The organism is Collinsella aerofaciens (assembly GCF_039752985.1).
Classification (GTDB): domain Bacteria; phylum Actinomycetota; class Coriobacteriia; order Coriobacteriales; family Coriobacteriaceae; genus Collinsella; species Collinsella aerofaciens_BT.
In genome coordinates this window covers 1-13283 of the sequence record NZ_JBDMHA010000009.1, presented here as the reverse complement: position 1 = coordinate 13283, position 13283 = coordinate 1, and the positions used below count along the sequence as shown (strand labels likewise).

Genomic DNA, 13283 nt, shown 5'->3' with positions numbered 1-13283 from the left:
TCGGCATAAAAACGGCGGGGTCGCAGGATTAACTCCTGCGGCCCCGCCTGGTGTGCGCGGATGTGTCCGCCAATCCGCGGCTGATGTTACATGCCGCTACGCGATGGTTGCGCTGTAAGAGGCGACGTCCTCGTAGGAATCGGTCAGGTAGGCGTCGATGCCGATGGTCGTGTTGACCAGGTCGTCAAGGCTGTCAAGCTCGCCGCTCGAGAATGTGAATTCCTCAGTGGCGTTGGTGCCGGGCATCAGGTGAGCCGAGAACCAGGGGTCCTTCATGGTGCCGTTGACATTGGTCTTGCCGGAGGGAGCGTAGAAGGTCAGGTCCTTGTCGCTCTTGTTGGTGATGTTAACAACAAAGCCGATGTCGCCCCAGTCGTCCTTGAACTTCTCGGTGATGGTGATGGTGCACAGGTCGTCATCGGCGACGGTGACGGCGGGGGAGATTTCGATGCTCTGGACGTCGTCGTCTTCGACTGCCTCATCGATCTCTTCTTCCTTCTCGGCCGCCTCGCGATCCTTCTTCACCGTGCCGGACAGGTCCTTGTCGGACTTGGTAAAGATGAGCTTGTCGCCGTCCACCTCAAGGACGAGCTTGTCGTCTTTGAGCTTCAGGTCGTGCGACTCATCTTCGGCGGTAATCGTTACGGTGGTGGCGTCCTTGGCCTCCCATTTCAGGTCGGCGACCTCAAGGAACATGTCGAGGACGCCCGTACCGTCTTCGTCGAGGATCAGGATACAGTTGAGGCCCCACTCCTTGAGCATATCCATGTACTCATCGGTGAGCTCTTCGCCGTCCAAGGTTCCACCCGAGTACTGCCAGCTGCCGACGAAGTTGGCCTTGGGGTCTTTGCCGCCGCCGCTGCAGCCCGTCAGGGCAAAGGCGAGCGCCAGAACGCATGTCAGAAATGCGAGTACGGACTTTTTGAACGTTGTCTTCATGGTGTCCTCCTTTATCGAACGAAACCCATAGAAGCAAATGCGGGGGTGGCGGATCCCCCGCTAATTACCAGGTAGAGGGGCTAGGGCCTGGGTGTTCCGCAATTGCTGCAGAACTTGCCACCGTTTTCGCTACCGCAGTTGGGGCAGAACCACTTGGCCGGTGCCGGGGCGGGCGCGGGACTGCCGCACTCGGAGCAGAACTTGCCGGTGTTGGTGGCGCCGCAGCTGCAGGTCCATGCGCCGGCCGCAGGTGCGGCGGCGGGAGCCGGGGCGGGCGCGGACGCCGGAGCCGGCTGCGGGGCGGCCTGCTGCTGTGCCTGGCCGGCGGCGAACAGCTGGCTGGCGTTCATGCCGCCCATGCCGCCCGCCATGCCCATGCCCATGAAGCCTGCCATCGCGCCGTTGGGGTTGGCGGCTGCTGCGCGCATCGCATCGCTCTGGGCGCTGGCGATGTTGGCGGCTGCCATGGTGGGATCGCGCATGACCGCGGCCTTCTGCAGGTCCTTGATCATCTGCTCGTCTTCTTGCGAGGCGGCGATGGAGTTGACGCCAAAGCTCACGATCTCGACACCACGCAGGTCGCGCCAGTCGGCCGAGAGGACCTCGTTGAGCGCGCGGGCGAGCTCGGTGGTGTGACCGGGGATGGCGCTGTAGCGAATGCCCATCTCCGAGATCTTGGCAAAGGCGGGCTGCAGGGCGGTGAGCAGCTCGGACTTAAGCTGGCTGTCGATCTTATCGCGCGTGTAGCTATCGGTCACGTTGCCGCACACATTGGTGTAGAACAGCAGCGGGTTGGTGATGCGGTACGAATACTCGCCGTTGCAGCGCACGGAGATGTCGACGTCCAGACCAATGTTGTTGTCGACCACGCGGAAGGGCACAGGCGAGGCGGTGCCGTACTTGTTGCCGATGATCTCCTTGGTGTTGATAAAGTAGACGCGCTGGTCCTTGCCCGCGTCGCCGCCAAAGGTAAAACGGCTGCCGATATTGGCGAACGTCTCCTTGATGGAGTCGCCCAGGTTGCCGCTAAAGACGCTCGGCTCGCTGCCGGTGTCAAAGACAAACTCGCCGGGCTCCAGCGCAACCTCGATGATCTTGCCGTTTTGCACCACGAGCATGCCCTGGCCGTCGTTGACGGCGATGACCGAGCCGTTGGAGATGACGTTGTCCTCGCCGCGCGTGTTGGAGCTGCGGCCGCCGGTGCGTTTGCTGCCTTTGCAAGCCAAGACGTCAGCGGGCATCGATTCGCAATAGATAAATTCTTTCCACTGGTCGGCCATGACGCCGCCGGCAGCTCCCAATCCAGCTCTCAAGAGTCCCATGGTGATCTTCCTTTCTCGTCAAAGGCCGGGTGGTATTGGTCAGAATGGCTAATCGTCCTTGTTGCCCTTCATGACAACGGTGGTCTCGGTGTGGCTGAAGGTGTCGTGCTTCTCGGTCAGGTCGAGCCCGCCACAGTAGCAATCGGCGTGGGTGGCCTCGTTGGCCGTCTTGAGCTGGCCCACCAGCAGCACGTCTGCGATGATTACGATGATCAGCGGCGCGACGATGTTGATGAGGACGCCCTCGACATCAAAGGTGAGGTAGTCCGGATCGAAGGCATTCCCACCCATAAAGAGAATCTGGGAGAGGACAAACCCAATCACAAAGAACAGCATCGAGGCGATGGCGAGCTTGGGCTTGGAGCAGGGAAGCTCGCCGACCATGCGGCCGGTTTGACCGTTCATAGCAAACAGGTAACTCTTGCCGTTCCACGAGGTAGAGAGCATCCACACGGGGAATAGGGCGTAGTCGCTGTCTTCCCAGGTGTAGTCGAGCTGCTTGCTTTCGACCGTGGCATCGTCATATTCGTCGACAACAGTCTCGCGCAGGGCCGAGATCGTGCTCTCCTCCATGCGGCGCTCGGCGCGCGCCTTGCAGGTTTCACAATCCTCGTCGTAGCGGTTGGCGATGTAGCCGGGCATATACGCGACCGAGAACGGGCGTAGCGCGTCGTAGTCAAACGGCTCGATGGCGTCCATATGGCCGTCGGGCATCTTGGACGATCCGTCGACGGGCACGCGCTTAAACGAGATATTTCCCTTGCGGTAGGCATCGTAGTGGTCGGTGGTCGTGACGGTGCGGTCGGATTCCTCGGTTACGGTCTCGTTGGTCGCATCAAAGCACACCTCGCCGTCCACGCGGGCGCCGTAAAGCCAAAACGGCACGTAGACGCCTTGGACTTCGTCGATGTGGCTGCCGGTGACAAAGCTCTTGGGCAGCAAGATCTTGCCCTTGTAGTGTTCCTTGAGTGCGGCCGTGACGTCATCGCGCCCGAGCTTAAACGGAATTACTAGGTCGGGCGAGAAGTCGCCCGAGAGCTGGCCGGGCGCCACGGCGGAGTTGCCGCAGTACGGGCAGGTGGTGACGGCGACGGTGCCGTCGGACACGAGCTCGGCGCCGCACGACGAGCAGATGTAGCCGGCGTTTTGGGCGAGCTCCTGCACCGCGTCGTCGGCGACGGGCTTGGGCGTTGCGGCTGCCGCATCGGCTTTGGCGTCGGCCTTGTCCTGGCGCTCGCGATAGAGGGCCTCGACTTCTTCGACTTCAAAGCGCGAGTCACAGTAGTCGCAGACGAGCTTTTGCTCGGCACTGGCAAAGTGAAGGGGGCCGCCACACGCGGGGCATTGATAGTTGACGCTCTCGAAGGCCATGATCGGTCCTTTCGCTGCCGGAGGCTATGCGCCGATGGCGCCGCCGCAGTATTCGCAGCGCCCGCTGGCATCGGGAATGGTGGTGGCTCCGCAGAAGGGGCAGGTGACCGCGGTCTTGGGGGCCTTGGCGGCCACGACGCTATCGCGCGTCTCCTGGCGCAGCTGCACCAGCGCGTCGCGGACCTCGGTTGCCTGGCGCTTGGCCTCGCGGTATTCGATGGAGCCGCGCTGATCGATGGTGGAGTCGTTCACGCGCAGGTTGATCTCGGTAAAGTACGGCGTGTTGACGTGAATGGTCAGGTTAAAGTCGTAATCCAGGTCATAGCGCGGCGGATTGTAGCTCTCGCGCTCGCCGTCCTTGGTCTCGCGATAGATCTCGGTGCGATGCTCGTCGATATCCATATCGCAGCCGAGTACCTGCGAGAACTCGATGATGTCGGGATTGGCGTCGCGCCAGCGGCTCTGCGAAGTGATGATCAACAGGCCCGCGTCCTCATCGAGCATAATATTGGTGCGCCCGGCAGAAAGCGTGCGCGTGGGGTTGAACGAGGCCAGGCGCTCGGCGTTGGCCTCGCGGTAGGCGAGTTGCTCGCGGATGTCGTCCGCGGTGCTGGAGCGATAGCCGTGAAAGTAGGGGGAGAGCTTGCCGGCGCACTCTTTGCACAGGTAGCCTTCATTGATTTTTGTCTTACCTAGAAGTCCCAGCTCGGTACCGCAAATCGCGCACTCTTTCTTCTCGAACATCTTGTCAAAGAAGCCCATGGTTGCCTCCCACCAACTGGTAGCGTGTGTCACTTTTGATGATGGGGGAGTGCGCGATCCTTCGCGATACCCAGACGGCTCAAGGAGTCTCCACAACTGGGACACATGGCCCATTTTTCATCCGACACATAGGGACACTCCTTGCCGCGGGTAGTCATTGGGCACTCATTGGGGACGTACTTAAATGAGTGGCAGTTGGAGACACTCCTTGCCGAGCTAGAGGCCGCGCGTGCCCCTTCTGGTCCATGAGGCTCAAAACCGCGGTGTGACGTGAACGGCTGGGGTCAAATTTGCAGCATTTCAAGCCTGGCTTCGATATTGAGACTGGTTCTTTATTAAAATAGATTTCCAGACAATTGAGCGGCTGGGGGTTAACCATGAGGGGCATGGGAGACACAACCGCATATTTGCGTCGGGGCATTCGGGAGATTATATGCCTGGTGCTGTTCTTCTTCACGTTTTTGGCGTGCGAGTATCTTTTTGATGTGCGCATGGCCGAGTTCGTGTCTCCGAACGAGGTCGTTATTTATGAGAGCCTTGTCATCGGCGCGAGCGTGATTGGCTTTTTTGTGCGTCCCATTCTGTACTATCGCCGTCCCCATGCCATTGACGCGACGAGTGACGTCACGGGCGTTTTGCTGGTGGCGGCATTGCTGCTGTTGATTATGGCGGTTCAGGTTGAGGTGGTAATTACCGGCGGTTTGGTGGCGTGCTGCGCGCTGGGCTACTGCGGATCGACTGCTCATGCAAATTTTGCGAGGCGCTTTGCGCGAACGCCCTGCTTGGCGCGCGCCGCCGCACTTTCGGTAGATGCTCTGGAATATGGCGCCAAGTGGCATGACGATCCCGAGGCAAAGGCGGCATTCCGTCGCGCCGTAGTTCGCCTGACCGTGGCGACGGCGTATCTTTCCAGCGTATTCGCCGCTCTCAACGCGGGCTTCACGACCCTGCATGCTGTCGGAGCCGTCGATTTGGGCGATTGGCCGCGCCTGCTGCTTGTCGTGAGCTCGTTGGTCGCTGGCGCACTATTTGACCTGCACGGCCGCTCGTATATGAATATCGGCATGACATGTGCCGCCATACTGTCCACGCTTTCGTTCTTTGTGCTCATCGTCGATGGCAATGGCGGCAACGAGCTTGCTGCCACGATCATCTTTTATCTGGGCTTGGGCTTTTTCGTGGTGTTCTTTACCACAAAATATGCCGCCGTCTCGCTCTATGCGCGCTGGTCATATTTTTGGCCGTGCATGGGTCGCGTCGTCAACAACGTGTGCTCGATGTTCGTGACGGCGCCGGCAGTGGCGATTATCTCGAGTCAAAATGTGCTGGCTGCGGTCGGTGCGGCGCTCGTGATGTTTGTGGGCATTGCGATTACGCTGCTGGGGCAGTTGGGGCAACGGGCCGATGATGCCGCGATGCGGGACGGACTGCCGCTTGCCACCGACGATCTTGGTGGGGATCTTGCGCCCACATGCTCCGACCCCGAGCCCGTGGAGGCAGCGGAGCTCACGTCCGATGAACGCCTTGATGCCTTCGTCGCCACCTTTGGGCTTACAGAGCGCGAGCGCGATATTCTTGAGGTCTTGGTCGTTTCGGACCAGAGCGTTCAGGACATCGCCACAACGCTCTTTCTTTCGCGCTCCACGCTCTATCGCCACATTTCCTCGATCAACAAAAAGGCCGGTACCGCCTCGCGTGTGGCCCTTATCAACTTCTTCTGGTCCTGGACACCCAAGGACTAGCTAACCTCCCAATAAGTTGCGGTGGAATAGTCCCTAAATTAAAGTCACGGGGCTTTAATTTAGGGACTATTTCACCGCAACTGCTGGGGGGATAGACTGCGGCGGCGGCAGAGGCAGCGGCAGCGGCGTTGGCAGCTGTGGTAGTGGCAACGGCAGCTGGCAGGGTGTTTTCCGTCTACTTGCTACAGCAGCTCGCCGTGGCGGGCAATGTAGCGGCACTTTGCCAGCTGGGTGAGCGCGATATAGGCGATAACGATGCCAATGAGCAGCCCAAAAAAGCTCGTGGGCAGCGGCATGAGGCCGAGCACATCGGCGATGGGGCTTGCCGGCAGCCAGGTGACGAGCGCCAGGCCCAGCACGGTAAGAACGCACAATGCGGGCGCGGCGTGGTCGCGCGGGCTCGGCAGATGCGGGGAGCGCAACATGTGGACCACGAGTGTCTGCGACCACATGGACTCGACAAACCAGCCGCTCTGGAAGAGCGCAGCAAAGGTCGCCATACCCGCGACGTCGCCCGCGGCGGCAAGCTCGGACCAGCTTGCGTCCACGGCGGCGGGGCACACGACAAAGAAGAGCGCGGCGAAGGTCACGATGTCAAACAGCGAGCTCACGGGGCCCAGCTCGAGCATAAAGCCCTTGATGGATGCGGCGTCCCAGGCACGCGGGCGGGCAGTCCAGGCGTCATCGACGGTGTCCCACGGCAGTGCGATGCACACGATCTCGTAGACCAGCGACAGCAGTACCAGCTGCAGGGCGCTCATGGGCAAAAACGGCAAGAACAGGCTCGCGACGGTCACGGACAGCACATTGCCAAAGTTGGAGCTCACCGTGGTCTTGAGGTACTTGAGCAGGTTGCCGTAAGTGCGGCGGCCTTCGATGATGCCGCGCTCGAGCACGCCCAGGTCCTTCTGAAGCAAGATGATATCGGCGGATTCCTTGGCAATATCGACGGCCGAATCGACCGAGATGCCGCAATCGCTCGCACGCATGGCGGCGGCGTCGTTGATGCCGTCGCCCATAAAGCCCACGGTGTGGCCGAGCATCTCGCGCATGACACGTACCAGGCGCGCCTTCTGCAGCGGCGAGAGCTTGGCGAAGAGGTGGGTTTTCTCGGCGCGCTTGGCAAGTTCGGCGTCATCGAGCGCATCGATCTCGGAGCCGAGCAAGACGTTGCTCGCATCGATACCAATCTGCTCGCAGACGGTGGCGGCGACGCGGTCGTTGTCGCCGGTTAGGACCTTGACCGCCACGCCCTTGGCCTCGAGGGTGGCGACGGCGCCCGCGGCACTTGCTTTGGGCGGGTCGAGGAAGGCCAAAAAGCCCATCAGCACCATGTCGCACTCGTCGGCGATGCCAAACTCGCCCACGCAGCGCGGATTGGTCTTCTGCGCCACGGCAATTACGCGTAGGCCCTCGGCGTTAAGTCCGGCGACCTGCTTGCGAATCTGGGCGAGCTTCTCGTCGGTGAGCGGCTGAGCGATGCCATCGATCTCGACAAAGGAGCAGATCTCGAGCATTTCCTCGGCAGCGCCCTTGGTAACCATCTGGGTTTTGCCTTGGGCGTCGGCGACAACTACGCTCAGGCGACGGCGCGAGAAATCGAAGGGAACCTCGTCGACCTTGGTATAGCGGTCGCGCAGACTCTGGTCCAGCATAGAATCGGGCACGACGGTCGAGGGCGTCACATCGGCACGGTCGATTACGGCCAGGTCGATAAGGTTTTTGAGGCCGGTTTGGAAGAAGCTATTCAAAAACGCATGGCGCAGCACGCGCGCGTCCTCGTTGCCATCGGTGTTGAGGTAGCGCTCGAGCACGATGCGGTCTTCGGTGAGGGTGCCGGTCTTGTCGCAGCACAGGACGTCCATCGCTCCGAGGTTTTGAATCGCCGGCAGCTCCTTGACGATAACCTGGCGACGGGCGAGGTCCTTGGCGCCCTGCGACAGGCTCGTGGTCACGATGACGGGAAGCATCTGCGGCGTGATGCCCACGGCCACGCTCGTGGCGAACAGCAGCGCGTCGATGACGTTGCCCTTGGTGGCGGCGTTGATGGCAAAGACGGCCGGCGCCATAACGAGCATCAGGCGCACCAGCAGCATGGAGACGCTCGAGACGCCGCGGTCAAACGCGCTTTTTTCGCCGCGCCCGTTGAGCATCTTGGCGATGCCGCCCAGGTAGGTGTCCGAGCCGGTGGCAACGACAAGCGCCATGGCGGCGCCGTTTTGCACGGAGGTGCCGGTAAAGACGATGTTCTTGCAGGCAGAGAGTGGCAGTGCGGAGCCGTCGGCGCCCTCGACGACGGTGACGGCGGTGGTCTTCTCGACGGCCTCGCTCTCGCCGGTGAGTGCGGACTCGATCACAAACAGGTCGCGCGCGGTGATGATGCGGGCGTCTGCTGGCACCATATCGCCGGCAGAGAGACGGATTACATCGCCGGGGACGAGCTCGTCGAAGGGGATCTCGATGCGCTCGCCGTCGCGCAGGGCGGTGCAAGTGTTGGAGACCAGGTCCTTGAGGGCCTCGGCCGCATTGCCGCTGCGGGCTTCCTGGATAAACTTCATACCGCCCGATACCAGCAGCATGATGCCGATGACGATGACCGTGGAGGGGTCGCGCTGCGGCTCGGGTACGGCGAGCACGTCGATGTAGAGCGAGACCAGCGCGAGCGCGGCGAGGATGCCGGCGAAGGGATCGATGAACGCGTCGGCGATGCGGCGGGCGAGCGTTTTGGTCGTTGCCTCGATGGTGTTGGGGCCGACGGCGTTCAGGCGCTCAGTTGCCTGCTCGACGGTGAGGCCGTTTGCCGTGGCGTCAAGCAGTACGAGGGCGTCCTCGGCACTATGGGTGGCGGCGAATATGGTGTTCTTGGATAGGCCGGTATGAGCGGCAGGGCGCGCCGTGCGGCGGCGCTTGGAGATGGCTTCGAGTACCGTGACGGTTTTGAGCATCAGCATAGGGTCCTCCTTGTTGAGGGGAGTTAGCGTACGTGTCGTATTTGCTTCAAAAAACCTAGATGTCGCTCACGTCAAGCTCTTGAGCCCACAAAGGGTGCAGCGCGCCTTTGTGGTGGTTTTGGCGATCTGCCGGTGGCGTTTATGCGTGTGCGGAGTCCTCGCGGCGTGCCGAGGGCGACATGCAGGTTTTTCGACTAGGACTGCCTTCCATGGCACACCTCCTAAAGGCTGAGCGCAGCGCGCTTTGGGTATCTCGTACCCCTTTTTAATCCGCCCGTATTCTTGATGAGGGGGTTTGACATGTCAACCCCATTGTTCGGAAAACCATTTCCCCTGACAAAGCCTTTACAGAATGCCGTGGCCCCAAAGCGCGCCCGCATCGACGCTTCGCCTGCGCTAAACTGGAAGGCACGTACGCGATTACGAGAGGAGCCCGCATGGAGGCTTACAAGCAAGAGTTCATCAAGTTTATGGTCGAGTCCGACGTTCTTAAGTTCGGCAGCTTTACGCTCAAGAGCGGCCGTCAGTCCCCGTTCTTTATGAACGCCGGCGCTTACGTGACGGGCTATCAGCTCAAGAAGCTGGGCGAGTATTACGCCCAAGCCATCCACGATAACTTTGGCGACGACTTTGATGTGCTGTTTGGACCGGCCTACAAGGGTATTCCGCTGGCCGTCGTGACCGCAATTGCCTACCACGAGCTGTACGGCAAGGAGGTCAAGTACTGCTGCGACCGCAAGGAGGCCAAGGACCACGGCGCCGACAAGGGTAACCTGCTGGGCTATGAGCCCCAGGACGGCGACCGCGTGGTCATGGTCGAGGACGTCACCACCAGCGGTAAGTCCATCGACGAGACCTATCCCAAGGTCAAGGCTGCTGCCGATGTCGAGATTAAGGGCCTGATCGTGTCCCTCAACCGCATGGAGGTCGGCAAGGGTGGCGTGACCACCGCCCAGAAGGAGATCGAGGCCAAGTACGGTTTCCCCGTCGCGAGCATCGTCTCCATGGCCGAGGTCGTCGAGACCCTCTATAACCACGAGATCGACGGCAAGGTCGTCATCGATGACGAGCTCAAGACCGCCATCGACGCCTACTACGAGCAGTACGGAGCACGTTAGTTACGGCGTTTTACCAAACGCCGTAACTGCTCGACGCTGCGCGGGCCGCATTTGGACAATCTGACGTTCAACTTCAAGGGCGCGACCAGAAGGTCAGCGCCCTTTCGTTTCACGTCACCTTGCCTCAAATGCGACCCGCTCGCTGTCCGTTCTCTACCTGCGGCGTCGTCTTGCTCCGAATGCGGCTCGCTCGCTGTCGTTGCCGAAACATCGGCGTTGCCGGACTAGTCATTGGGGACGTTCATAAATGACTACTCAGGAATGAGCGTGGATAATCTCCCGTTTTTGGCCTGTGTGCGGGCTCAAAGTGGGAGATTATCCACGCTCGCTTTAATTTGCCTGGGCTGCGATGCCTATCTAATCGGCTCGGCGTCTTCCCTGAGAATCGAAAGATACTCTTCATACCCGTACTGCCGGTATCTCTGTCTTGACTCGTCGAGCGGACGGAGGATACCCAATTCTTCAAATGATTTGACGAGCGAGCTCGCGGTACTCCTGCCGATATCGAGTTGGGCAGCGATGAATGCGGTGTCGACGATGGGGTGCTCTTCAAGAATGCCCAACAGCCTTTGCCCGTTTGCAGCAGTCCTTCCGAGATTTTCGGTAATGGTTGCTGTGGAACGGTTATGGAGGTCAACAAGGTTTTTTAAAGACCCTACCGAGTCCTTCGCACTCTCGAGAAGACTGTTGCAGAAAAACTCTATCCATTCCTCGTAAGTGCCTCTCTCCCTTACGGATGTGAGTTGCCGGTAGTACTCGCTTCGGTTTTTCTTGAACTGGAACGATGGATAGAACAAGCAAGAATGAAGAACGCCATCATTGATGAGCATAAGTGTAATGAGAAGCCTGCCCAGGCGACCGTTTCCGTCTAGGAATGGATGGGCAGTTTCAAATTGGTAATGGACGAGCGCCGCCCGCACAATCGGATCCATTTCGACTTGAGGCTCATTGATAAAGCGTTCGAGGTCCTGGAGCGTGTTACTCAAATCTTCAATGTTTGGAGGGACAAACGATGCGGTTGCAATGGTGCAGCCTGAGGGGCCAATCCAGTTTTGTGAGGAGCGCAGCTCGCCTGGATTCTTCTCCGTTCCGCGCACTCCGTCCAGCAGGACCGCATGAACTTGCCTAAGAAGTCTCGTGCACAAGGGCATCTTTTTGAGCAGTTCTACGCCGCGGTCGACAGCACGGACGTAATTCACGACGTCTGCGACATCTTTATGATGGAGTTGTGTTTGCGATGGACTAAGTAGGTCGTCAAACGTGCACTGGGTTCCTTCAATTTGCGAAGAAAGGAGTGCTTCTTTGCGCACGTACATTGTCAGATACATGTCGGCGTTGGGAACAAAGTAGAGCATGCCTTCAAGCTCTCCAAGCTTTCGTGAGCATGCGGAAAGCGTGCGATAGGTTTCCTCGGTGAGGTTTAGCTGCCTCAATGATTGCAAGGGCGTTGGAAAAAACGAATAGTAAGCCAATTTCCCCGATAGATTATTGCGGAGCGTTCCCTGGCCGTTCTCTTCGATTTGCATCGCGCCCTCCATATCTTTAGTGCCGGAAACTCGTTATTAGGCTAATCATATCAATTCTAATAACGAGTTTAAGAATTAAATAGTTATTAGAATTGATGTAAACAATCTAATGACGAGAAGTCGTTATTACTTGACCATGGAGCTCGGCTTGGTACAGGGGGGGTTATCCAAAATGAGAGCGGATAATCTCCCGTTTTGGCTCGGTGACGGCCTCAAAGTGGGAGATTATCCACGTTCGCTAGTTAAGCGTCCAAAAATCCACACTCGCCAAACCTACCAAAAAGGGATAGGTTTATTTTGGCACGTTTCGGTCGGTATCAGGAAGTGCCAGGGACGGGGCGGCGGCAGGACTCGAGAGCGAAAAGAAGTATCGGGTTTGGTGCGCCCGCTTCTGCCCGTCCCGTGCGCAGACGATACTCGGCTTATCGACCCGCAATGCAAAGGAGATGCTCGTCCCACGAGCACTACCGGGAAGGGCTCGCGATTCGAGTCCCCACCTTAGCATTTGAACCATTTGGCACTATAATTACTGTAGGCATGCGCACAACGTTGCGCTTAATCAAGAGGAGAAAACGTATGGGTCTGTTTGACATGTTCAAGAAGAAGGCTGAGCCCGCGGCTGTCGCTGCTCCGGCCTCCATCTCTGCTTCTGCTGGCGCCGACGTGCTGTGCTCGCCCGTCAAGGGCAAGGTCATCAAGATGGCCGACGTGCCCGATCCCGTCTTTGGTGGCGAGGTTCTGGGCAAGGGCTGTGCCGTGTGGCCCGAGGACGATCTGGTCTACGCTCCCTGCGACGGTAAGGTGACCGTCACCATGGGTCACGCCGTGGGTCTGCAGTCCGATAGCGGCATCGAGGTTCTGGTGCACGTTGGTGTCGATACCGTCAACATGAACGGTGACGGCTTCGAGGGCTTCGTCAAGGCCGACGACGTCGTGAAGGCCGGCCAGCCCATACTCAAGATCGACCGCGCCAAGATCGCTGCCGCCGGTTACAAGGACTGTGTCGTCGTGGCCGTGTCCAACACCGCCGAGTTCGCCGACGTCGAGCTTGCCGTTGAGGCAGAGTCCGCCGTCGCTGCCGGTGATGCCATCGTCAAGGTCGTCCGCAAGTAAGCTGCGGCATCCAAAGGATGTGCAAGGGTGGTCGGGTTATCCGGCCACCTTTTTTATTGCACCGTGGGGAAGCGTTTTATTGCACGTTGGGCGGGCTTGCAAACCGTTCGGACGCTAAAACGAACCGACCACGCCTTCGCGTTGCCGAGGGTGTTCATAAGTGGATAGTATGGGCTTACTTATTACAACGTGTGCCGCGTCCGGGAAGCGCGGTGCCGCTCATTGGGAGGAACAACATGAAAAAGAAGCTGCTGCTTGCGCCCCTCATGGCCGTCTTGGTTGCATGCGTGGTCGTGCTTTCCGGCTGTGGAGGTCCTTCGGTTGAGGAGCTCATCACCGAGGATCTTACGACGCAGTTTGACGAGGTCAAGAACGGTGGCGACGACTTCCTCTCTGGTCTGGAGGAGGCTTCGGGCGACGAGTTCGAGCAGCTGGGTAT

The 13283-nt window shown here is 59.4% G+C and carries 9 protein-coding genes and 1 pseudogene; 4 read left to right on the top strand and 6 right to left on the bottom strand.

The window, feature by feature from the left end:
- Window positions 1-96: 96 nt before the first annotated feature.
- The 4 genes from ABHR76_RS02165 to ABHR76_RS02150 all read right to left on the bottom strand — a co-directional run bounded on the left by ABHR76_RS02165 (window position 97) and on the right by ABHR76_RS02150 (window position 4394).
- Window positions 97-939 (bottom strand): hypothetical protein, encoded by an 843-nt coding sequence (locus tag ABHR76_RS02165; RefSeq protein ID WP_346976696.1) that lies wholly within the window; start codon window positions 937-939, stop codon window positions 97-99.
- A gap of 80 nt (window positions 940-1019) precedes the next feature.
- Window positions 1020-2261 carry an SPFH domain-containing protein gene (locus ABHR76_RS02160; RefSeq protein ID WP_346976695.1) on the bottom strand — a complete coding sequence of 414 codons (1242 nt, stop codon included), beginning with the start codon at window positions 2259-2261 and terminating at the stop codon, window positions 1020-1022.
- Window positions 2262-2309: 48 nt separating this feature from the next.
- The gene (locus tag ABHR76_RS02155) at window positions 2310-3632 is read right to left on the bottom strand and encodes a hypothetical protein (protein ID WP_346976694.1); all 1323 of its coding nucleotides are present in this window, start codon (window positions 3630-3632) and stop codon (window positions 2310-2312) included.
- Between the two features lie 24 nt (window positions 3633-3656).
- Entirely contained in the window at window positions 3657-4394 is a 738-nt protein-coding gene (locus ABHR76_RS02150; protein ID WP_022094560.1) for a DUF4428 domain-containing protein, read from the bottom strand.
- A 440-nt stretch (window positions 4395-4834) separates the two neighbouring features.
- On the opposite strand from ABHR76_RS02150, the gene ABHR76_RS02145 reads away from it, so the two are divergent.
- Window positions 4835-6136, top strand: coding sequence for a helix-turn-helix transcriptional regulator (locus tag ABHR76_RS02145; protein WP_346976693.1), 1302 nt, complete (start codon window positions 4835-4837; stop codon window positions 6134-6136).
- Between the two features lie 182 nt (window positions 6137-6318).
- On the opposite strand, the gene mgtA is transcribed toward ABHR76_RS02145, so the two are convergent.
- The gene (mgtA, locus tag ABHR76_RS02140) at window positions 6319-9087 is read right to left on the bottom strand and encodes a magnesium-translocating P-type ATPase (protein ID WP_138113775.1); all 2769 of its coding nucleotides are present in this window, start codon (window positions 9085-9087) and stop codon (window positions 6319-6321) included.
- 437 nt (window positions 9088-9524) lie between these two features.
- Between mgtA and pyrE the strand changes: the two genes are divergently transcribed.
- Window positions 9525-10205, top strand: coding sequence for an orotate phosphoribosyltransferase (gene pyrE, locus ABHR76_RS02135; protein ID WP_117655467.1), 681 nt, complete (start codon window positions 9525-9527; stop codon window positions 10203-10205).
- A 353-nt stretch (window positions 10206-10558) separates the two neighbouring features.
- On the opposite strand, the gene ABHR76_RS02130 is transcribed toward pyrE, so the two are convergent.
- Complete coding sequence (locus ABHR76_RS02130; RefSeq protein ID WP_035136612.1) at window positions 10559-11731, bottom strand: Fic family protein; 1173 nt, start codon at window positions 11729-11731, stop codon at window positions 10559-10561.
- A 576-nt stretch (window positions 11732-12307) separates the two neighbouring features.
- Here ABHR76_RS02130 and ABHR76_RS02125 point away from each other — a divergent pair.
- Together ABHR76_RS02125 and ABHR76_RS02120 are read left to right on the top strand one after the other, a co-directional pair.
- A complete protein-coding gene (locus ABHR76_RS02125) occupies window positions 12308-12844 on the top strand; it encodes a PTS sugar transporter subunit IIA (protein WP_006235238.1) in 537 nt (178 codons plus the stop codon).
- 236 nt (window positions 12845-13080) lie between these two features.
- Window positions 13081-13283: pseudogene (locus ABHR76_RS02120) on the top strand (hypothetical protein); the annotation flags it as partial.

Coding starts and splice junctions, on each gene's coding strand:
- pyrE (WP_117655467.1), top strand. CDS start 9,525: ATGGAGGCTTACAAGCAAGAGTTCATCAAGTTTATGGTCGAGTCCGAC.
- ABHR76_RS02125 (WP_006235238.1), top strand. CDS start 12,308: ATGGGTCTGTTTGACATGTTCAAGAAGAAGGCTGAGCCCGCGGCTGTC.
- mgtA (WP_138113775.1), bottom strand. CDS start 9,087: ATGCTGATGCTCAAAACCGTCACGGTACTCGAAGCCATCTCCAAGCGC.
- ABHR76_RS02155 (WP_346976694.1), bottom strand. CDS start 3,632: ATGGCCTTCGAGAGCGTCAACTATCAATGCCCCGCGTGTGGCGGCCCC.
- ABHR76_RS02160 (WP_346976695.1), bottom strand. CDS start 2,261: ATGGGACTCTTGAGAGCTGGATTGGGAGCTGCCGGCGGCGTCATGGCC.
- ABHR76_RS02165 (WP_346976696.1), bottom strand. CDS start 939: ATGAAGACAACGTTCAAAAAGTCCGTACTCGCATTTCTGACATGCGTT.
- ABHR76_RS02130 (WP_035136612.1), bottom strand. CDS start 11,731: ATGCAAATCGAAGAGAACGGCCAGGGAACGCTCCGCAATAATCTATCG.
- ABHR76_RS02150 (WP_022094560.1), bottom strand. CDS start 4,394: ATGGGCTTCTTTGACAAGATGTTCGAGAAGAAAGAGTGCGCGATTTGC.